Genomic DNA, 19,376 nt, shown 5'->3' on the forward strand with positions numbered 1-19,376 from the left:
TTGCCTGTCACGCAAACGTGCCTGTCTCGTGATCATGCAACTTGTTATGTCGTCCCAGATGAACCGCTGCAGGATACCACCCCCATGCGCCCATTGAACCGCCGCTCTTTTGTCATCTTGACCACAGCGATCTTTGCGGCTGGTCTGACCCGCCCTCTTGCCGCGGGCACATCGCGGGTTTCAACTGATCGGGCCGGACGCGCCATTCAGGGCTATGACACCCGTGCCTATTGGACCGTGAATGCCGCGCAGGATGGGTCAGACGATCACACGGTCACCTGGAACGGTGCGCTCTGGCGCTTTGCCAATCAAAACGACGCTGACCAGTTTGCAAGCGCACCTGAAAGCTTTGCCCCGCAATTTGGCGGTTTCTGTGCGCGGGCAATGTCGCTGGGGAAGGTGGTCGACGGAGACCCAGAAGTCTGGCGGATTTTCGAGGGGCGGCTTTATCTTTTCGCACGCCCTGCGGGCGGCAAGATGTTCGACAAGGGAGAGGCGGAAATCATCGTAAAGGCGGAACAGTTTTGGCAGACGCTTTACTGATACATCTTGTGATGTGATCGCATAATGAATTATCGGATTTCAGCGCAACGAAGCAGATCACCAGTCCGGCTGCTGTGCGCCACAAAGCATCAGTAGATATATCTGATCTGATCGGCCCAATACCTCTCCATCCGCTTGAGAGAGACTGTGATCTCACTGATCCCATCTTCACCCAGCACGCCCTTGTCCCTAAGGCCGTCGGCTTGGCGTGCAAATAGCTCTGCCACGACTTTGCGGATGTGTCTGCCCTTTTCGGTCAGGCGTACCCGGACAGACCGGCGGTCAATCTCGCAGCGCTGGTGATGCATGTATCCCATCTCCACCAGCTTCTTGAGGTTATAACTGACGTTGCTGCCCTGATAATATCCGCGGCTTTTCAATTCGCCGGCGGTCGCTTCATGGTCACCGATATTGAACAGCAAAAGCGCCTGAACCGCATTGATTTCCAGCACGCCGACCCGCTCAAATTCATCTTTGATCACATCAAGCAAGAGCCGGTGAAGCCGTTCAACCAACGACAGTGCATCAAGGTAGCCAACCATGAAGTCTTTGTTAAGCAGGCTTGTTCCGACAGGGTCTTGAATGCTCATGTAAGTTCTCCGACTCAATTGTTGAGCCAGAAACTGAAGAATAAAACAGAATATTTCGTTAAACCGAAAGGGCTGCGGGACGCCCTTTAGACCTGTGGTGAATAGAGCGTTCGAATGTCGGCGATCACTTCGGAGAAATTGGCAGGCGCGTCGGTCTGGCCGGTCACCCATTGGTAAAGATCATGATCGTTTTCATTCAGAAGCGCGTCATACAGCGTGAGGTCTGCGTCAGTCATCGCCTCCAGCCGTGCGCCCGCATAGGCCGAAAGGATCAGGTCCATCTCCTTGATCCCCCGCCGTATGGAACGCATGTGCAGCCGCTTGATTTTGTGTTCGCGCAACTCAGACATTAGCAGGCTCATCCATCAGTTTGCGCAACCGTTTCTCCAAGCGCCCCATGGCCTCGGCATTGCTCAGCATTTCAGTTCGTAGCATCCGCATTTCCGCCATTACGGCTTGCATATCAGCACTCACTTCAGTGCCTTCGCCGGGCTCATCAAGCCCCTCACCTTCACCGTTTATCAGCCACATCATTGAGACATTCAGCAAGCCCGCCAGCATCGACAGCCGGTTCGCGCGCGGTTCTGACAAATCGTTCTCCCAGGCGCGCAGCGTTGCCAGACGCACGCCCAACCGCTTTGCAAGCATCGCCTCGGTCATGCCCGCGTTATCGCGCGCTGCGGCGACGCGGTCCCCGAATGTTGCGGCATCAGGGCCGTACCAGTCTGTTTCAGAATCCATCGTAACAACTCCGTCGTTGTATCAGGACCAATGACGCTTGATCGGTGCGAAGGCGGCCCCTATGAGTACGGTTGAACACATAACCGCCAGAGGCCCCTCATGGAATTGCTCTCAGCGACGCTTGACCGCGTCAAACCGTCTCCCACCATCGCTGTAACAACAAAGGCGGCGGAATTGAAGGCCGCCGGTCGGGATGTGATCGGCCTTGGTGCAGGAGAGCCGGATTTTGACACCCCCCAGAACATCAAGGATGCTGCAATTGCCGCGATAAACGCGGGCAAGACCAAATACACTGCAGTGGATGGCATTCCAGAGCTGAAACAGGCGATTTGTGCGAAATTTCAACGTGATAATGGTTTGATCTACACCCCCAGCCAGGTCAGCGTGGGCACAGGTGGTAAACAAATCCTTTACAATGCGCTGATGGCCACACTGAACCCCGGAGAAGAGGTGGTGATCCCCGCCCCCTATTGGGTAAGCTACCCCGATATGGTGCTGCTGGCTGGCGGCACCCCGGTCATCGCACCTGCAACACTGGAGGATGACTTCAAACTGACGCCCGAAGCGCTTGAGGCAGCGATTACGCCAAAAACCAAATGGCTGATCTTCAACTCTCCGTCCAACCCGACGGGTGCAGGCTATAGCCGGGCGGAACTCAAGCAGTTGACCGATGTGCTGATGCGTCATCCCCACGTCTGGGTGATGACCGACGACATGTATGAACACCTTGCCTATGACGACTTTGAATTCTGCACCCCCGCCGAGGTAGAACCCGATCTTTATGACCGCACTCTGACCGTCAACGGCGTGTCCAAGGCCTATGCCATGACCGGCTGGCGCATCGGATACGCGGCCGGACCAGAAAAACTGATCGGAGCGATGCGCAAGATCCAGTCGCAATCAACGTCAAACCCCTGCAGCATCAGCCAGTGGGCTGCTGTTGAGGCGTTGAATGGCACGCAGGACTATCTTGGTCCAAACAATGAAATTTTCGTACGCCGCCGCAATCTCGTTGTTTCTATGCTGAACCAGATTGACGGCATCGTGTGCCCAACACCCGAAGGGGCGTTCTACGTCTATCCTTCGATCGCAGGGCTTATTGGCAAGACCTCTGCTGCTGGGACAATCATCAAAGACGATGAAACCTTCGCCACGGCCTTGCTGGAAGAAAGCGGCGTTGCGGTTGTCTTTGGGGCCGCTTTCGGACTTTCCCCAAACTTCCGGGTCAGTTACGCTACATCAGATGAGGCCCTTAAGGAGGCCTGCACACGCATTCAGACCTTTTGTGCGGGGCTGACTTAACGGGAGAAGGAATATGGCGGCAGAGCTGCCTGAATATTACTTCAGGGTGCGCGAGAACGGAGCAGCCGTTTTTCGCGTCGATACCGAGAACAGGCAACGCCGGATCGAAATGGATCAGATCGCTGTCGTGAACATCAAGAACGGCGAGATCAAGCCGCATGGCGATCGCACCCTGACCGAAGAAGACCGCGAAACGATCCAAAGCTGGATGGAGGCAAGGGTTCAGGTCCTCGCACATCGCGACATCGACGATATTTTTCGCACCGTCGATCATATGAACCTCACAACCCAATGGGCTCAATCCCGCGCCAGTGACGCACAGCTTGAGGCCGTGACCGATCAGTTGCTTCTGGCAATGCACGATCTGCGCAGCACGCTTGTGCGAAAGAAGGCTGATCGCATTCGAAAGAACTGATCGTCGCCTGTCCGACTTTGCGACGGGCGCAAAGCCACGTTCATAGACAAAATTTGGCGGAATTGCCGTTCAGGACTGATGCGCCGGGGCCGAGGGCACCTGTTTCAGGGTCACGCCCCAAAAGCGCGCGTTGAGCAGCACTGCGGCAAAGCCGAGGCCAGTCACAAGTCCTGCCCAAACGCCGATACCGCCCCATCCCATAACAAAGCCCATCAGATAAGAGCACGGAATACCGACCACCCAATAGCTAAAGCCTGCCATCCACATCGGGATGGCCGTATCCTGCACGCCACGCAGCAGCCCAAGCGCAATCGCCTGCGCCCCGTCTACCAGCTGAAACAGCGCAGCCATGGTCAGAAGCCCCACGCCAATCGCAAGAAATTCAAGCCGCGGAGGTTCGTCTTTCTGCATAAAGATCGAAATCAGTGCCTCCGGCCAGATCACGAAACCAAGGATCGTCACTGCGGCAAAAGCCACTGATAAAACCGTGACCGTGACCGCCCCCCGGGCCATATGGGCAGGGTCGCGACGACCAAGGGCATTTCCGGCCCGGATGGTCGCCACATTGCTGAGCCCCAGATGCACCATGAAAGTGATTGAGGCGAGTTGTACCGCGATCCCATGGGCAGCAAGCGTGATTGTCCCAAGCCAACCCATCATCATCGCTGACGCCGCAAAAAGGCCGACCTCGCTGAGCGCGGTCAGTCCAATCGGGACACCCAGCCGGAAGACCCGCGCCAGCATTTGCGCATCCAGACGCCAAATCCGCACGAACAACTGATGCTGCGGAACGGAAAAAAAGGATATAGAGGGCCACCCCGATCAGAGAGACCACATGCGTCGTGACAGACGCAAGGGCGGCGCCGACCACGCCCAGTTCCGGCGCCCCCCAGTTGCCAAATATAAACGCGTAGTTGGCCAGCGCATTGATCACCGCCGCAACAAGCGTGATCCACAAGACAACCTGCGTACGTTCAAGTGCTGCCAGATATGACTTAAGCACCATCACCAACAGCGCTGGCAAGATGCCCCAGCCTGCCACCGCCAAATACCGACCCGCCGCATCCGAGACGGCTTCCCCCTGCCCCAAAAGCCGCAGGATCGGCTCTGCGAACACCAGAATTGGCAGCGCGAGCAGGCCAAAACCCAGCGACAGCCACAGACCCATGCGCGTGGCACGCCTGATACCGGTCTCATCCTTTTCGGCGGCGAAAGACGCGACCATCGGCATCACGGCCCATGCAAAGCCGGAGCCGAAAATGAACAGTACGAAAAAGTAGGTGCTGGCCAGCGTGACAGCCGCCAGTGCCTCGACTGAATACCAGCCGACCATGACCGTGTCGGTCACCCCGATTGCCACCTGTCCAAGGTGCCCACCAATCAGCGGCAATCCCAACGTCAGAATCGCCCGCACGTGGGCGCCGTATGTCATCTGAGCCTGCATGGCCCCAGCCTTACGTCGGGGCCAAAGCAAGGGGAACAGATTTCAGACCCTGCCCAGATGTGTTTCCTTGAATCCCGATCCGTATTTCAAACCAAAGCCAAGGGCCCGGTCCAGCCCGATGTGGGCAACCCAGATCAACGCCAACTGCCAGATAATCACATTGCCGATGATAAATGCGGCCCCGCCCAAGACGCTTGGTCCAAAATAACTGTGCCCAAGATTGTAAAGGAGTGCGCCCAGACGCGGCCCACGAAGATAGCCCAGCATCATCAGATCCGGACTGAGGATAAGCAAGGCAAACAGCATCCAGCTTCCGCCCAGATACCCAAAACAGAGGAGCGCTGCGATGACAACCGCCAGTCCTTCGAGGCGCAGGATAAGTGCAATAGGGTTGAAGACCGGCGATGCTGATCTGGTTTCGGTAAGAGACATCATTCCGTTTCCTTTTTCAATATTCTGAGGTCAGTATGCGCTGCGCCTGACCTGAAAGAAATTGTTTAAATGTGTATAGTCAGGTAACAACATTTGATGAGCATGACGTCCCTGACCCACATCCCCGCGTTTCACGCGGTCATGACCAAAGGCAGCCTGAGCGCCGCTGCGCGCCATCTTCGGCTGGCGCAGCCAACGGTGCGGCGGCATGTCGAAGCGCTTGAAGATGAACTGGGTGTCACGCTCTTTACGCGCGCGGCCAATGGGCTCACGCCGACAGCAATGGCAGAAACGCTTTTGCCATTCGCTGTTTCCACTTTGGAAGAGGCCGCAGCCCTGAATCGCGCGGCCTCCGCCCGCGCAGACGTGCTGGAAGGTGTCGTGCGGCTGACTGCCAGCCGGGTTGCCGCCACACATGTTCTGCCCCCTGCCCTTGCCGAGATCGGACGGCAGGCCCCCGGCCTGCGATTTGAACTTGCCGCGACCGATGTGGCTGAGAACCTCGTCCAGCGTGCCGCTGACATCGCCCTGCGTTTTACACCTCCACAGCAACAGGCACTTGTGGCTGCGCGGCTGGCTGATGTGGAGATCGGTTTCTTTGCCGCCCCCCGACTTGATTTGCCAGCGGACCTGACAGACCTGACCGGCGTTCCCTTCATCGCCGACGACCGCGAGGCGCAGATGCTGCCCCGGCTGGCAGAGATGGGTCTATCGCTGCCGCGCAACGTGGTGATGCGCTGTGACGATCCGCTGGCGCAGATCGCATATGTTCAGGCCGGGCTGGGCGTCGGGGTCTGTCAGGTCAAGCTGGCCCAGCGGTTGGGTCTGGTCCGGGTCTTGCCCGATCTGTCCTATCCCATGCCTGCCTGGCTGGTCGTGCACGAGGACCAAGCACAGGTCGCCCGGATCAGACATGTTTTCGACCACCTCAAAAAGACGTTAGGTCACTGGATGTGAGGCCGCTTGCCTGATCGCGGCGCAACGGTCAGTCTGACGAACAGACCGCAACGTCGCCTTTGCGCGGACAGGGTGATTCAATTTGAAAGCCACGAAAGGATGACCGTATGGATGCGCCAAGAACACAGACCGTCGATCTGAATGGCAAGCCCTTCTTTGTTCGGCACTGGGGCGACGAACGCCTGCCCAAACTGCTGCTTTTGCACGGCTTTCCTGAATACGGCGGCGCGTGGAGTGAACTGGCGCCCCTGCTGTCCGCGCGGTTTCACTGTATCGCCCCGGACCAGCGTGGGTTCGGCCAAAGCTGGGCACCGCAGGATGTGTCCGAATACACTGGATCCAAACTGGTTGCCGATATGGCCGCGCTGATCGGGGATGAACCGATCAACGTGTTGGGTCACGACTGGGGCGCAGCGGTGGCCTATGGCCTTGCGATGTTCCGCCCTGACCTTGTGAAGCGGCTGATCATCATGAACGGCGTGCACCCCGTGCCATTCCAACGGGCATTGGCGACTGGCGGGCCGCAGACCGCTGCATCGCAATACATTCACTACCTGCGCGCCGAAGGCTCCGAAGACAGGCTGGCAGCAGGCGGGTTTGCCAAGCTGACGGCGCTATTCTCAGCCCATATGGACCTGAGCTGGATGGATGAGGAGACGCGGGCGAGATATGTCGCCGAATGGTCAAGACCGGGGCGCATGCGCGGGATGATCAACTGGTACCGCGCATCGCCGCTGATCGTGGGCAAGCCGGGTGAAGCCCTGAGAGACTTGCCCGAATTGCCAGTCGAGAAGTTGCGGGTGCGCTGTCCACACCTTCTGATCTGGGGCGCGGATGATACGGCTCTCTTGCCCGAAGCGACCGAAGGGCTGGAAGATTTTGCTCCCGATCTCACTCGCGTGCAGATTGCTGGTGCGGATCACTGGCTGCATCACCAAAAGCCGCAGGAGGTGGCGCAGGCTATTCTGGACTGGCTACCCTCTGACTAAGGGGCGCTGGAGAGGTAAACATCAAGCCTTTGAACGCTTAACGATGGCCCCAATCATCAGGGTCGTCGTTGTTTCCAGGACTCAGCCCAATAATGTCACCATCGGTTGAACAACCAAGCCCCAGCACAGTGCGGTTTGCGTAGGCGAAATAGGCCGTGACCTGATTGATTTCGAGGATCTCGCCATCGTTCCATCCGGCCATGCGCAGCGCTTCGACATCTATCTCGGCCATGTCTGCGGGCGCGCGTGTCAACCGTTCCGCGTAGCGCATCGCGGCGTGTTCCCGTGCATCAAGGGGTGTCGCCGCAATGTCACGCGCCTCAATGCCCACGCGGATTGCATCAGCGTGCGCATCATCGCGCAGCAACCTCTTCATACCGGCAAAGTGATGCTCAACGCAGTAAGAGCAATCATTCAGCGAAGACACCCAGACGCCCAGAACCTCAAGAAACCACTTGGGAATTTCGTTGTCCTTATGGTGCAGCACGTATTTGTAGATCGCCATATGCCCCTCCATCGTGTGGGGCCGCAGCGAATGCATCATCATGATGTTATCCACATTGTTGTCTGGGCCGGTAACGCGTTGATAGAGGTCGCGCAATTTTCCAGTGGCGGCCTCGAACGGGATGGTGCTGATCCAGGGCATGTGTCACTTTCGTTAAGAGTCGTCTCAAAGCCTCCTAGCAGAGAACCGACAGGGCCGCACTTTTGGTTTAGAACGCAGAATGCTTATGTTGAGAACGGCTGACGGTTAATAGCGCCGACAGATAACCGGGACGATTGCAGATGGGCTGGATCACGACGCTCAAATCGAGAACACGACAAACGCTTGACCGTATTCGGGACCGCGTGCCCTTTGGCCTGCGGTCGGTGCTTGGGCTGTTGTTGATCGCCGGAGGCCTGCTTGGCTTTCTGCCCATACTGGGCTTCTGGATGATCCCCCTTGGCATTGCTGTAATTGCGATTGACCTTGCACAGATCTGGAAATCAATCAGACGTCACCGCTGACAACGCCAACCCGAGGTTTGCTCTGTCGCCTTAACAAGCAGCCTCAAACCCAGAACCGATCACTTCCGACTTCGTGTGAAAACCATCTTTTGATTGTGCAGATCTTGCGTGGCCCCAGTCCATGCATAAGCCAGCAAAGCCGGGTTGCGCGCCCCCACGGTGATGCGGTGCAGATGATCCGGTGGATTAAAGATCATCGATCCCGGCACATAGACCCCCTGATGATTTTCCGAGACCGCCCCTGACAGGCAGACATAGCTTTCCGTGATCCCCTGGTGGGCATGGGCGGGATAGGTGCAATTGGGGGCAAACAGCACCACGCCAAGGATAATTTCCTCGCTTATAATAGGACCGTTCGTGCCAGCCAGTTCAGCATAGGCGTAGCTGTTCTGCAGGCCTTTGGGCACCTTTTCATATCCCCATTGCCAGCTCAGATGCTGTTCAACCGCATCAAGCGCACGCACGGTGGGGGCCAGCACGCCCTGACGCCCCTCATCCAGCGCACGTCGGAGGTGGGCCGTCACGGGCTTGTGTGCAGGGGGCTGGGGCCGCACGAAGGCATTGCCGCGGAGCAGACGGGCGATCGCCTCCCGGACTTTGCGCTGGTGGCCCGCGATGCGGTTGCTGCCACCTGCAGGCAAGTAGCGATACAGTTCTTCAAACTCCTGCAGCAGATACTTCCAGTTCGGCTCAACTTGGAGGCGGGGCAGCGTATCAAGGCTCTCGCTGATCTTTTGGGCAGCACCTGAGGCGGGGTTTGTCATGCAAGCGTGCTTTCGTTGGCTGTGGACGCGCAGAATATGACCTGTGGCGCAAAAGGAAAGCGTGGCTTTGCGGATCATGCGCCCTTCCCCCTTGCCCGGCGCTCTGGCATAGTATGATCCAACCAAAAAGCGAGCCAGAGCAGCCCATGAACGACCTTCTTTCCGGACAGGAACAGACCGACTACGATGCATCCTCGATCGAGGTGCTGGAGGGACTGGAACCCGTCCGCAAGCGTCCCGGCATGTACATCGGCGGCACAGACGAACGCGCATTGCACCATCTGGTGGCCGAGGTGCTGGACAACTCTATGGACGAGGCGGTGGCAGGACACGCCACGCGCATCGAGGTGGAATTGCACGAGGACTATGCCGTCACCGTGCGTGACAACGGGCGCGGCATCCCGATTGATCCGCACCCGAAGTTTCCCGACAAATCCGCGCTTGAGGTGATCCTTTGTACCCTGCACGCAGGCGGCAAGTTCTCAGGCAAGGCCTATCAGACCTCTGGCGGTCTGCACGGGGTTGGTGCCTCTGTCGTGAACGCCCTGTCCGACAGCATGGTCGTGCAGGTCGCCCGCAACAAGGAGCTGTTCGAACAACGGTTCTCGCGCGGCATTCCGCTGGGCCCGATTGAAAAAGTGGGTGCGGCCCCGAACCGGCGCGGCACAACGGTGACCTTTCACGCGGACGAACAGATTTTCGGCTCCCACCGTTTCAAACCCGCACGGCTTTTCAATTCTATCCGGTCCAAGGCATATCTGTTCTCTGGCGTGGAAATCCGTTGGAAATCAGCCATTTCAGATGGGGAAACCCCACAGGAAGCGACCTTTCACTTCCCCGGTGGCCTGTCGGACTACCTGAAAGAAACGCTGGGCAAGGCCACCACCTACGCCGAAGCCGCCTTTTCCGGCACCGTGGATTTCCGCGAAAAATTCGGCGAGGCGGGCAAGGTCGAATGGGCGATCAACTGGACGCCATCACGGGACGGCTTCATCCAGTCCTACTGTAACACCGTCCCCACGCCTGAGGGCGGCACCCATGTGGCGGGTTTCTGGGCCGCGATCCTGAAGGGGATCAAGGCCTACGGCGAGTTGGCGAACAACAAAAAGGCCGCGCAGATCACCCGCGAAGACCTGATGTCAGGGGGCTGCGCTCTGGTGTCCTGCTTCATCGCGGACCCGGCCTTTGTTGGGCAGACCAAGGATCGCCTCAGCACGGAATCCGCACACAAGATGACCGAAGGGGCGGTGCGCGATCACTTCGACAACTGGCTGGCGGCGGATACCAAATCCGCCGGTGCCATCCTCGATTTCCTCGTCTTGCGTGCCGAGGAACGGATGCGCAGACGGCAGGAAAAGGAGACGGCGCGCAAGTCCGCCACCAAGAAACTGCGCCTGCCCGGCAAGCTGACTGATTGCACCAGCAAGGACCGCGAGGGCACGGAGCTTTTCATCGTCGAGGGAGATTCGGCGGGCGGCTCCGGCAAGGGGGCGCGGAACCGCAACACGCAGGCGCTCTTGCCACTGAAAGGTAAAATCCTGAACGTGCTGGGGGCTGCGTCAAACAAGCTGACCACGAACGCCGAGATCAGCGATCTCTGCGAGGCGCTTGGCGTCGGGATGGGGACGAAATTCAACCTTGACGATCTGCGGTACGAGAAGATCATCATCATGACGGACGCCGACGTGGACGGGGCGCATATCGCGTCCCTGCTGATGACCTTCTTCTTTACCCAGATGCGCCCGCTGATCGACCATGGGCACCTCTACCTCGCCTGCCCGCCGCTTTATCGCCTGACCCAGGGCGCCAAGCGCATCTATGTGGCTGACGATGCGGAAAAGAACTACTGGCTGGAAAAGGGCCTTGGCGGCAAGGGCAAGATCGACTTGCAACGCTTCAAGGGTCTGGGCGAGATGGACGCGAAGGACCTCAAAGAGACCACGATGGACCCCGCGACGCGGAAACTGATCCGCGTGTCCGTGGACGAGGACGTGCCCGGCGAGACCGGCGATCTGGTGGAGCGGCTGATGGGCAAGAAGCCGGAGCTGCGGTTCCAGTATATTCAGGAGAACGCGCGGTTTGCGGACGTGGCGGAGTTGGATGTTTGAGTAGTGACGCTAAGGCTAGATTTAGCATCCTGAAATTTGTCCCAATTGTTTTGAAGGAACGAGAGGGCGAACGTCTGACTGCAAGACAGATCGCAGAAATCGTCATGCAGAAGTTCCCGGTCGCTGTTGAGAACAAGCGCCGCAACAGTCAGGCAGTCCGGACACCGCTCGACAGCGATGATGCGATGATGCGATGATTTCGCAAATTGTTGCCGAGATCGGTAGTCAAAGGCATGCGATATTGAGTAAAGAGCCAAGAATTCGCACTTTGGACGAAAGACCTAGGAAATTCTTTTACTCTGAAAACTCAGATTTGGACGAGGTATCAGCGGACGCAGCTGCCAACCTAATCCTCCCTAAACTAGATAATCACCAACCATCAAAGCTGTCCGAACATGATCTATACCCGTTGTTCAGCAAATACCTACTAGAAGAACTGGGCGTTTACCCGAAACGCATTGACGAGAGAAAATCAAACAACACGCGAGGTGCTGGAGGCAATAGATGGCTGTTCCCGGACATCGTAGGTATGGAAGATTTAAGTCGAAATTGGGATCGTGAAATCGTTGATTTCGCAAAAGAGTACTCTGACAAGAAGACGAAACTTTGGTCTTTCGAAATCAAGCTAAAGCTGAACGGATCGAATGTTCGAGAGCCTTTCTTTCAAGCGGTCAGCAATTCGACATGGTCTAATACTGGCTATCTTGTAGCACAGGAGATTCAAGGCGAACAAACGGTAGAAGAACTAAGAATTCTCTGCGGCCTTCACGGAATTGGCGTGATCCAATTCAATTCAAGCGATCCATCAGAAAGTCAGATTCTGATCCCCGCCAGAGAACGGCAAGATGTTGATTGGCATACTATGAACCGATTGGTTGAACAAAACTCAGACTTTCTTCAGTTCGTTCGATTAGTTCGACAATTTTACCAGACCGGCGACCCACGTCAGACGGAATGGGATGCAATCTAGCCATTGCGTCGCACGCCCTACTCCTGCACCGCCTCCAAAAACGCCACCAGATCCGCCACCGGTCTGCTCGTCATGATCGGCTGGCCCGTCTCGGCCTTCATCGGCACGTCCTCGCCGTCAAAGAACTGACCGTAGACCGGCATGGGAGAGCCGTGGGCGACCAGCGGGTCGCGCCCGTCGATGCGCATGACCACGCGGGAGGTGGGGAACACGCCTTCGTGGCGCGATGTCAGGGTGCGCAGGTTCGGCGGTTGCAGGATCAGCGCGGGTGCCAGCGGGCCGCCGCCGCGGGCCTCTTCCCCATGGCAGACCGCGCAGTGCGTATCGTAAAGCTCCGACCCGATCTGCGCGTCCTGCGCCTGCGCCGCACCGGTCATAAGACAAAGCGCCGAGATGGCCGTAAGTATCTGTTTCATAGGATATTCCCTCCTGATTTGCCTTCATCCTAGATTGAGCAGATCTTCGCCGCCCTGATCAGGATCAAATTGTTTAAAAAATAGCTGTGACAGCGGCAGACCACCATGGGTGATTAACCTTTGGCGTGCAAAAGAAGGCTCTCCGCCGCCGCCCGTCACGGCTTGCAACATCGTCCCGGCGCCGTAGGGTAGGATCAACCGACCCAAGCGAGGCACCATGACCCCAGAAACCGCTCAATCCATTCTTGACGATGCCTTCGCCCCCTGGGTCCGTGCGCTTCAGCCCCGGATTACGGAAATTGGGCCTGATCGGACGGTGATGGAAATCCCCATTACCGAGGAGATCAATCGCATCGGCGGGATCGTTTCTGGCCAGGCACTGGCGGCACTGGCGGATACCGCCATGGTGTTTGCCTGCTTCGGGCATCTCGACGCGGTGGAGCCGGTGGGCACGGTGACGCTTGATACGCAGTTCCTGCGCCCCGCAACCGGCGACAGCGTTCGTGCCGAAGCGGAGGTCACTCGGGCCGGCAAGGCGATGGTCTTTGCCCGCGCCACCCTGATCGCGGAGCCATCCGGCAAGCCGGTTGCGCTGGCCACGGCGACCTTTGCGCGGTGAGGTCCTGATGCGGCTGTGCCTTGCGTTACTGGCAGTGCTGATGATCACCGCCTGCGGCCGCCCGCTGACGGAAAACGAACGCGCCTTTCTGGGCACGATCCACGGCGACACCCTTGATCTGGATGCGGTGCGCCTGCACGACGGTGCGCCGACGCGTGCGGTCACCTTTCGCCGCAAACCCCGACCCCGCACCACCTGTCGACAGCTGATCCTGCCACCCCCGGAAGATGAAATCGTGACCACCAAACCCGCCGCCGTGGCGCTGTGGAACACGGTCCTGTTCGACAAGGACTGGTTTCTTGAAGATTACCTGCCGGAGTATCCCGATACGGTGGGCATCATCGCGGCAATGCTCTTTGCCCATGAAATCACCCATATCTGGCAGTGGCAGAACCGCGCCACCACGGGCTATTCCCCGCTGCTGGCCGCCTCTGAACATGGCGGCGGGGCGGACCCCTATCTGTTCGACGTAAATGCAGACCGAAAGTTCGCAGATTTCGGGTTCGAGCAGCAAGGCTCCATCGTGGAGGAATACGTCTGTTGCCGTGCGCTGGCGCCGCAGGGACCGCGGACATCGCGGCTGCATGCGCTTATTGCTCAGGTCATGCCGGTCGCCCCGCTGCCACGGTCACGCGAGTGGGACGTGCGGCTGCCTTGGGACGGGGTAGAGCTACGGGGCATCTGCGGCTGAGCTGGTCAGGCATGGCACCGGCGCACTCCGCGTCTACCGCTGAATGCTCTCCATATAGGCCAGCAAACCGGCGAGCGCCCGTGGGGTCGGGGTCAGCACGCCATCCACCTCCAACGGCACAAGATCGTCCGCCATGGCCCCGCCGAACTGCGGCATGACGCGGGCCAGATGGCCGCCTTGGGGATCACCGTAGATATAGCTGAGTGCCCGCGCGGTCGGGAATGTCCCGCCATTACGACGCGCCAGAAGTGTCAGATCCGTCGGTTTGGGCGAGAGGCCTGCGCTCAGTGGTCCCTCCCCTCGCCCATCCCGTCCGTGACACGAGGTACAATTGGCGGCGAAAAATGCGGCACCCTCCTCCGGTTCCGGCATAGACGCCGGCGCACAGGCAACCAGCAAAGTCAGGGTCAGCGCCGACCCAAGTGAAATGGCTATTGCCCGCATTGCGCCCTCTCCAATCGACCCAACGGTATGGGTATCTTGCATGCTCGTACGACTCTCGCCATGATCCAGATCAAAGTTGCTCCCGAAAGGCAAGACATGGCTCATTACGCGTTGATCATGCTGCTTGCGGGCATCGGCATTCCCATCCTTGCTGCGATGAATGCCGCCCTGGGGCGTCATGTCGGATCCCCCGCTGCGGCAGCGGCGGTGCTCTTCGTCGTGGCTTTCCTGACGTGCCTTGCGGTGGCCATGGCCACTGGCCCACACCCCTTGTCACGCTTCGCCACGGCACCGAAGCACCTGTTCATGGGCGGACTTTTCGTGGCCCTCTACGTCCTGTCCGTCACCTTCATCGCGCCCAGCTTTGGCGTGGGCAACGCGGTGTTCTTCGTCCTGCTCGGCCAGCTAATCTCGACCGCCGCGATTGATCATTTCGGCTTGTTCGGTGCCCAGGTATCCCCGCTGGGTTTGATACGCGCCGGCGGTATTGGGCTGATGGCTGCCGGCGTTTGGTTGACCCAGCAAGCCTAAGAGGCCAGCGCCTTCATCTGATCCCAGACCGCATCCGCGACCTCAACCGGATCGGCGGGCTGCTTACTCTGACCGGGCATGCGCGCGCCCTCATCAGTGTTGGCATGTTCTTTCAACGCTTCCAGCCGCGCGGCAAAGTCAGGCGAGGCGGAGGGATCAATCACGATGTAATATTGCCCCAGATCATGCGGCGGCCCCTCGGGAGCCTTCAGCGGCTTGACGTCTTTCGACAGAACCCCGCCGGTCATCCCCGCCGCCAGCAATTCCGCCATCAGACCAAAGCCCCACCCCTTGTAGCCGCCCATAGACACAAGCGACCCCTGAAGGGCTGCGTCAGGATCGGTTGTCGGATTGCCCTCGGCATCCACGGCCCAGCCTTCGGGAATGCTCTGGCCCGCAGCCTTGGCCATGGTGATCTTGCCCAAGGCGACGGTTGTGGTTGACTGGTCGAATTGCATAGCGATGCCGCCCTTGCCATCCGGTACGGAGAACGCGATGGGATTGGTGCCGATTACGCGCGTCTTGCCACCGGGGGCCGCGACGATGGGTGAGGCATTGGTGAAACCGATACCGATAAAGCCGGACCGGGCAATCTGTTCGGTGAAATATCCCAACGACGTGCAGGTGTGCGCGTGGCCCACGGCAAGGCTGGCAATGCCGGATTGGCGCGCAGCATCCAGTGCCACGGGCAAACCGTATGCAAAAGCGGGTTGGGCAAACCCGAAATGAGCATCCACAGACACCACGGCACCGCGCGGCGTGGACACGGTTGGCGTGACATCCCCTTTGACACGACCTGATTTCAGTTGTTGGCAATAGCTTTCAACGTAGTAGAGCCCACAAATCTTGTTCCCGACAGATTCTGCTGCTGCGACCGCCCGCGCAACCTCTGCCGCAGGAAACGCGTCAGCACCGTGGGAAAGCAAAGCGGCCTGAACGGTCTCTTCGATATCTTTAAGAGAAACCTGAACCATATGCGCGCCTTTCCTTCACCAGCCAAACGGCGGAACTCCACTCTGACCAAAGGCGGGGACTTGCGTCAAGCGACATATCGCTCAGGCGGTGGTCATCTTGCCGGCATCCAGCCTGATCTGACGATCCATGCGTGCAGCCAGTTCAAGGTTATGCGTTGCAATCAGGGCCGAGAGGCCGCTGCCGCGCACAAGTTCCATGAGCGCCGCAAACACCTGATCCGAGGTTGCCGGGTCAAGGTTGCCCGTCGGCTCATCCGCCAGCAAAAGTCGCGGCGTGTTGGCCAGCGCCCGGCAAAACGCCACGCGCTGCTGCTCTCCCCCTGAGAGGGCAGCCGGGCGATGATCTGCACGCGAGGCAATGCCGACTGTCTCCAGCAGATCACGCGCACGGGCCTCGGCCGCCTTGCGTGCCGCGCCGTTGGCAAGTTGCGGCAGCACGATGTTCTCAAGCGCGGTGAATTCGGGCAGAAGGTGGTGGAACTGGTAGATAAAACCCACATCGTTGCGACGAATGCGGGTGCGACGGCGATCGTGAAGCCCTGTCATGTCCTGACCCGCGATCTGCACCTGCCCGTGATCCGCCGTATCCAACAGCCCGGCGATATGCAACAAAGTGGACTTGCCTGCCCCGGACGGGGCGACAAGGGCCACGATTTCACCCTTTGCAACCTCAAGATCGACACCGCGCAACACCTGCACTTCGTTCGGTCGACCCAGGTTATAAGTCTTGCTGATGCCTGTCAGTTTCAGCGCCGCATCACTCATATCGCAGCGCCTCTACCGGGTTCATGCGCGCGGCCCGGCGCGCCGGAAAGATCGTGACGATGAATGACAGACCCAATGACAACGCCACGGCTGACAGGACGTCTTTCAGGTTCAGCTCGGCTGGCAGGAAATAAATGCCCCGGATCGAGGCATCCCATGCAGTGCCGCCGGAAAGGTAATTCACGAAGCCGAAAATCTGATCCACGTAGATGGCAAAGAGACACCCAAGGATCACCCCCATCGCGGTACCGATGATACCCGTGAAGGCCCCGCAGATGAAAAACACCCGCAGAATAGAGCCTTCCGTCAGGCCCATTGTCCGCAGGATGCCAATATCGCGCCCCTTGTTCTTGACCAGCATGATCAGCCCCGAGACGATGTTCATCGCCGCGATCAGGACCAGCACCGACAGGATCACGAACATGACCCGGTCCTCGATATCAAGTGCATTCAGGAACGCCCCCGAGGCATCGCGCCAAGTCCAGATCTGCCCCCGTTCTCCAGCCGCCTGAAGCAAAGGCAAAGCCATCTCATCCACGCGTTCAGGCTCTTCCACCATCACCTCAAGTTCGTCCGCGACACCCTCTCGATTGAAGAAAGATTGCGCTTCGGCCAGCGGCAGATAGACCCGCGTGCGGTCAATGTCGTACCGCCCGGCGGCAAAGATATAGACCACTTCATAGGCGTTCACGCGCGGACTGGTGCCAAAGGCGGTCTTCACCCCGTTGGGAGAGATCAGCTTGATCCGGTCGCCCACGTTGACCCCAAGCGACCGCGCCACCCCGATGCCCAGCGCGATACCTTCCTCGAACCGGTCAATATCGCCCTGCGCCTGATCTGAACTGGCAATCCGTGGAATGGTCTTGAGGTTTTCCGGCGCGATGCCGTAAACCTCGACCCCCGCGTTGGACTGCCGGTTGTTGGCCATCACCTGCTGACGCACCAAGGGGGCGACACGGGTCACGCCGGGTACGGCGGCAACCTGTGCGGCCAGCGCCTCGTAATCGGCAATGGTCCGGTCGATCTGCCCGTTCGGTGCCACCTCGCCCAATTGGTAGACCGTCACATGTGCGTTGGCGCCCAGAATGGTATCCACGAACTCCGCCCGAAAGCCCGAACGGACCGAGAGCGTCGCAATCAGCGCAAAGACCGCCACCGTAATGCCGATCAGGCTGATCCATGTCATCACGCTGACCCCGCCCTCAGCCCGGCGGGCACGCAGATACCGCCATGCGATCATCCACTCAAAAGGGGCAAAAGGCGCGGTGCGGGCCATGGGTCAGATATAGGTATGGAAGCTGCGGTTCGCCATCATCTCGACATGCTGGCCGTGCTTGTGACCTGCATAAATGTCACGAATGCGCTCCACAGCCTGCTCTGGCGGCATTTCTTCGCTTTCACCCGTACGGCGCGAGGTCAGTTCGACCACACCGTTCTTCAGGCCGCGCGGGCCCACGGTAATCCGCCACGGCAGACCGATCAGGTCCATGGTGGCAAATTTGCCGCCCGCGCGCTCATTACGATCATCATAAAGCGGTTCAAGCCCAAGTGCGGTCAGCGATGCATAAAGCGCCTCGCAGGCAGCGTCTGCTTCTGCGTCGCCCTGCTTGAGGTTGACGATACCAGCGTGGAAGGGTGTCACCCCTTCAGGCCAGATGATGCCGTTGTCATCGTGGCTTGCCTCGATGATCGCACCCAACAGACGGCTCACTCCGATGCCGTGGCTACCCATGTGCACGGGCACGTTCTTGCCGTCAGGGCCTTGCACGGTAGCCCCCATAGCCTCGGAATACTTTGTCCCAAAGTAAAAGATCTGCCCCACTTCGATGCCCCGCGCCGTGCGGCGCCGCTCTTCGGGTACCTCACCGAACAAGGCTTCATCATGCGTCTCATCCGTGCGTGCGTATTTCGAGGTGAACTCTTCCATGATGGCCGCGCATTGCTCCACGCTATCATAGTCGATCTCGCGGTCCCCAAAGGTCAGGTCTGTCACCGCGCTGTCATAAAACACCTCCGACTCGCCCGTGTCGGCCAGCACAAGGAATTCGTGCGTGTCATCGCCACCAATGGGGCCGCTGTCCGCGCGCATCGGGATCGCCCGAAGGCCCATCCGTTCGTAGGTACGCAGGTAGCTGACCAGATGGCGGTTATAAGCGTGCAAAGCGTCTTCTTTCGTCAAATCAAAGTTGTAGCCGTCCTTCATCAAAAACTCGCGTCCCCGCATCACGCCAAAACGCGGGCGGATTTCGTCGCGGAATTTCCACTGGATCTGGTACATAGTCAGCGGCAGGTCCTTGTAGCTGCTGACGTGGGCGCGGAAGATATCCGTAATCAGTTCTTCTGCCGTGGGAGTGAACAGCATGTCGCGCCCACCACGGTCCTTGATCCGCAGCATTTCCTCACCGTAAGCGTCATAGCGTCCGCTTTCGCGCCACAGGTCCGCAGACTGGATCGTGGGCATCAGCATCGCGTGATGGCCTGCGCGCGCCTGCTCTTCATGGACGATATTCTCAATCTTGCGCAGCACCTTGAAGCCCAGTGGCAACCACGAATAGATGCCTGCCGAAGACTGCTTGATCATACCCGCGCGCAGCATCAAACGATGGCTGACAATCTGCGCCTCAGAGGGGTTTTCCTTCAGCACAGGCAGAAAATAACGGCTCAGACGCATGG

General features: G+C 58.8%; 24 protein-coding genes and 1 pseudogene. 11 read left to right on the plus strand and 14 right to left on the minus strand.

Annotation, left to right across the window (positions count from 1 at the left end; genetic code table 11):
- The first annotated feature begins 84 nt into the window (after positions 1 to 84).
- Positions 85 to 543 carry a YHS domain-containing (seleno)protein gene (locus GV827_RS02535; protein WP_164352098.1) on the plus strand — a complete coding sequence of 153 codons (459 nt, stop codon included), beginning with the start codon at positions 85 to 87 and terminating at the stop codon, positions 541 to 543.
- Positions 544 to 632: 89 nt separating this feature from the next.
- Here GV827_RS02535 and GV827_RS02540 read toward each other — a convergent pair whose 3' ends face one another.
- The 3 genes from GV827_RS02540 to GV827_RS02550 form a co-directional block, all read right to left on the minus strand.
- Positions 633 to 1,133 (minus strand): MarR family winged helix-turn-helix transcriptional regulator, encoded by a 501-nt coding sequence (locus tag GV827_RS02540; protein WP_164352099.1) that lies wholly within the window; start codon positions 1,131 to 1,133, stop codon positions 633 to 635.
- Positions 1,134 to 1,219: 86 nt separating this feature from the next.
- Positions 1,220 to 1,483, minus strand: a complete 264-nt coding sequence (locus tag GV827_RS02545; RefSeq protein ID WP_164352100.1) for a succinate dehydrogenase assembly factor 2 — start codon at positions 1,481 to 1,483, stop codon at positions 1,220 to 1,222.
- On the minus strand, positions 1,476 to 1,874 hold the full coding sequence (locus GV827_RS02550) for a transcriptional regulator (RefSeq protein WP_164352101.1): 399 nt from the start codon (positions 1,872 to 1,874) through the stop codon (positions 1,476 to 1,478). The genes GV827_RS02545 and GV827_RS02550 overlap by 8 nt, the downstream gene beginning before the upstream one ends.
- A 99-nt stretch (positions 1,875 to 1,973) precedes the next feature.
- On the opposite strand from GV827_RS02550, the gene GV827_RS02555 reads away from it, so the two are divergent.
- Both GV827_RS02555 and GV827_RS02560 read left to right on the plus strand, forming a co-directional pair.
- Positions 1,974 to 3,176 (plus strand): pyridoxal phosphate-dependent aminotransferase, encoded by a 1,203-nt coding sequence (locus tag GV827_RS02555; protein WP_164352102.1) that lies wholly within the window; start codon positions 1,974 to 1,976, stop codon positions 3,174 to 3,176.
- A 13-nt stretch (positions 3,177 to 3,189) separates the two neighbouring features.
- Entirely contained in the window at positions 3,190 to 3,591 is a 402-nt protein-coding gene (locus GV827_RS02560; protein ID WP_164352103.1) for a hypothetical protein, read from the plus strand.
- Positions 3,592 to 3,660: 69 nt separating this feature from the next.
- On the opposite strand, the pseudogene GV827_RS02565 reads toward GV827_RS02560, so the two are convergent.
- Both GV827_RS02565 and GV827_RS02570 read right to left on the minus strand, forming a co-directional pair.
- Positions 3,661 to 5,035: pseudogene (locus tag GV827_RS02565) on the minus strand (MATE family efflux transporter).
- Positions 5,036 to 5,077: 42 nt separating this feature from the next.
- Complete coding sequence (locus GV827_RS02570; RefSeq protein ID WP_204325672.1) at positions 5,078 to 5,467, minus strand: DUF4260 domain-containing protein; 390 nt, start codon at positions 5,465 to 5,467, stop codon at positions 5,078 to 5,080.
- 96 nt (positions 5,468 to 5,563) lie between these two features.
- On the opposite strand from GV827_RS02570, the gene GV827_RS02575 reads away from it, so the two are divergent.
- Together GV827_RS02575 and GV827_RS02580 are read left to right on the plus strand one after the other, a co-directional pair.
- Positions 5,564 to 6,424 (plus strand): LysR family transcriptional regulator, encoded by an 861-nt coding sequence (locus tag GV827_RS02575; protein ID WP_164352104.1) that lies wholly within the window; start codon positions 5,564 to 5,566, stop codon positions 6,422 to 6,424.
- Positions 6,425 to 6,531: 107 nt separating this feature from the next.
- On the plus strand, positions 6,532 to 7,413 hold the full coding sequence (locus GV827_RS02580) for an alpha/beta fold hydrolase (RefSeq protein WP_164352105.1): 882 nt from the start codon (positions 6,532 to 6,534) through the stop codon (positions 7,411 to 7,413).
- A 37-nt stretch (positions 7,414 to 7,450) separates the two neighbouring features.
- On the opposite strand, the gene GV827_RS02585 is transcribed toward GV827_RS02580, so the two are convergent.
- Positions 7,451 to 8,059, minus strand: coding sequence for a carboxymuconolactone decarboxylase family protein (locus tag GV827_RS02585; protein WP_164352106.1), 609 nt, complete (start codon positions 8,057 to 8,059; stop codon positions 7,451 to 7,453).
- A gap of 140 nt (positions 8,060 to 8,199) precedes the next feature.
- On the opposite strand from GV827_RS02585, the gene GV827_RS02590 reads away from it, so the two are divergent.
- Positions 8,200 to 8,421 (plus strand): hypothetical protein, encoded by a 222-nt coding sequence (locus tag GV827_RS02590; protein WP_164352107.1) that lies wholly within the window; start codon positions 8,200 to 8,202, stop codon positions 8,419 to 8,421.
- Positions 8,422 to 8,480: 59 nt separating this feature from the next.
- Here the strand turns inward: GV827_RS02590 and GV827_RS02595 are convergent, their stop codons facing one another.
- Positions 8,481 to 9,185, minus strand: a complete 705-nt coding sequence (locus GV827_RS02595; RefSeq protein WP_164352108.1) for a dimethylsulfonioproprionate lyase family protein — start codon at positions 9,183 to 9,185, stop codon at positions 8,481 to 8,483.
- Positions 9,186 to 9,331: 146 nt separating this feature from the next.
- Here GV827_RS02595 and parE point away from each other — a divergent pair, with 146 nt between their 5' ends.
- Together parE and GV827_RS02605 are read left to right on the plus strand one after the other, a co-directional pair.
- Positions 9,332 to 11,293, plus strand: coding sequence for a DNA topoisomerase IV subunit B (parE, locus tag GV827_RS02600; protein ID WP_164352109.1), 1,962 nt, complete (start codon positions 9,332 to 9,334; stop codon positions 11,291 to 11,293).
- A gap of 193 nt (positions 11,294 to 11,486) precedes the next feature.
- A complete protein-coding gene (locus GV827_RS02605) occupies positions 11,487 to 12,263 on the plus strand; it encodes an HrgA protein (protein WP_204325673.1) in 777 nt (258 codons plus the stop codon).
- Positions 12,264 to 12,280: 17 nt separating this feature from the next.
- Here the strand turns inward: GV827_RS02605 and GV827_RS02610 are convergent, their stop codons facing one another.
- Together GV827_RS02610 and GV827_RS02615 are read right to left on the minus strand one after the other, a co-directional pair.
- The gene (locus tag GV827_RS02610; RefSeq protein WP_164352110.1) at positions 12,281 to 12,679 is read right to left on the minus strand and encodes a cytochrome c; all 399 of its coding nucleotides are present in this window, start codon (positions 12,677 to 12,679) and stop codon (positions 12,281 to 12,283) included.
- Positions 12,680 to 12,703: 24 nt separating this feature from the next.
- Entirely contained in the window at positions 12,704 to 12,850 is a 147-nt protein-coding gene (locus GV827_RS02615; RefSeq protein WP_164352111.1) for a hypothetical protein, read from the minus strand.
- Positions 12,851 to 12,896: 46 nt separating this feature from the next.
- On the opposite strand from GV827_RS02615, the gene GV827_RS02620 reads away from it, so the two are divergent.
- A complete protein-coding gene (locus GV827_RS02620; RefSeq protein WP_164352112.1) occupies positions 12,897 to 13,298 on the plus strand; it encodes a PaaI family thioesterase in 402 nt (133 codons plus the stop codon).
- A gap of 7 nt (positions 13,299 to 13,305) precedes the next feature.
- Positions 13,306 to 13,989, plus strand: coding sequence for a hypothetical protein (locus GV827_RS02625; RefSeq protein WP_164352113.1), 684 nt, complete (start codon positions 13,306 to 13,308; stop codon positions 13,987 to 13,989).
- Between the two features lie 33 nt (positions 13,990 to 14,022).
- On the opposite strand, the gene GV827_RS02630 is transcribed toward GV827_RS02625, so the two are convergent.
- Entirely contained in the window at positions 14,023 to 14,475 is a 453-nt protein-coding gene (locus GV827_RS02630) for a c-type cytochrome (RefSeq protein ID WP_235930092.1), read from the minus strand.
- A gap of 54 nt (positions 14,476 to 14,529) precedes the next feature.
- Here GV827_RS02630 and GV827_RS02635 point away from each other — a divergent pair, with 54 nt between their 5' ends.
- Positions 14,530 to 14,964 (plus strand): DMT family transporter, encoded by a 435-nt coding sequence (locus tag GV827_RS02635; RefSeq protein WP_164352208.1) that lies wholly within the window; start codon positions 14,530 to 14,532, stop codon positions 14,962 to 14,964.
- On the opposite strand, the gene GV827_RS02640 is transcribed toward GV827_RS02635, so the two are convergent.
- The 4 genes from GV827_RS02640 to proS all read right to left on the minus strand — a co-directional run bounded on the left by GV827_RS02640 (position 14,961) and on the right by proS (position 19,374).
- On the minus strand, positions 14,961 to 15,938 hold the full coding sequence (locus tag GV827_RS02640) for an Ldh family oxidoreductase (RefSeq protein ID WP_164352114.1): 978 nt from the start codon (positions 15,936 to 15,938) through the stop codon (positions 14,961 to 14,963). The two genes, GV827_RS02635 and GV827_RS02640, sit on opposite strands and share 4 nt — an antisense overlap.
- Positions 15,939 to 16,019: 81 nt before the next feature.
- On the minus strand, positions 16,020 to 16,703 hold the full coding sequence (locus GV827_RS02645) for an ABC transporter ATP-binding protein (protein WP_164352115.1): 684 nt from the start codon (positions 16,701 to 16,703) through the stop codon (positions 16,020 to 16,022).
- A complete protein-coding gene (locus GV827_RS02650) occupies positions 16,696 to 17,979 on the minus strand; it encodes a lipoprotein-releasing ABC transporter permease subunit (RefSeq protein WP_164352116.1) in 1,284 nt (427 codons plus the stop codon). Before GV827_RS02650 ends, GV827_RS02645 begins: the two co-directional genes overlap by 8 nt.
- 3 nt (positions 17,980 to 17,982) lie before the next feature.
- Positions 17,983 to 19,374: a proline--tRNA ligase gene (gene proS, locus GV827_RS02655; protein WP_164352117.1), complete on the minus strand. Its 1,392-nt coding sequence runs from the start codon at positions 19,372 to 19,374 to the stop codon at positions 17,983 to 17,985.
- Positions 19,375 to 19,376 lie beyond the last annotated feature (2 nt).

Source organism: Sulfitobacter sediminilitoris, assembly GCF_010667575.1.
GTDB lineage: Bacteria > Pseudomonadota > Alphaproteobacteria > Rhodobacterales > Rhodobacteraceae > Sulfitobacter > Sulfitobacter sediminilitoris.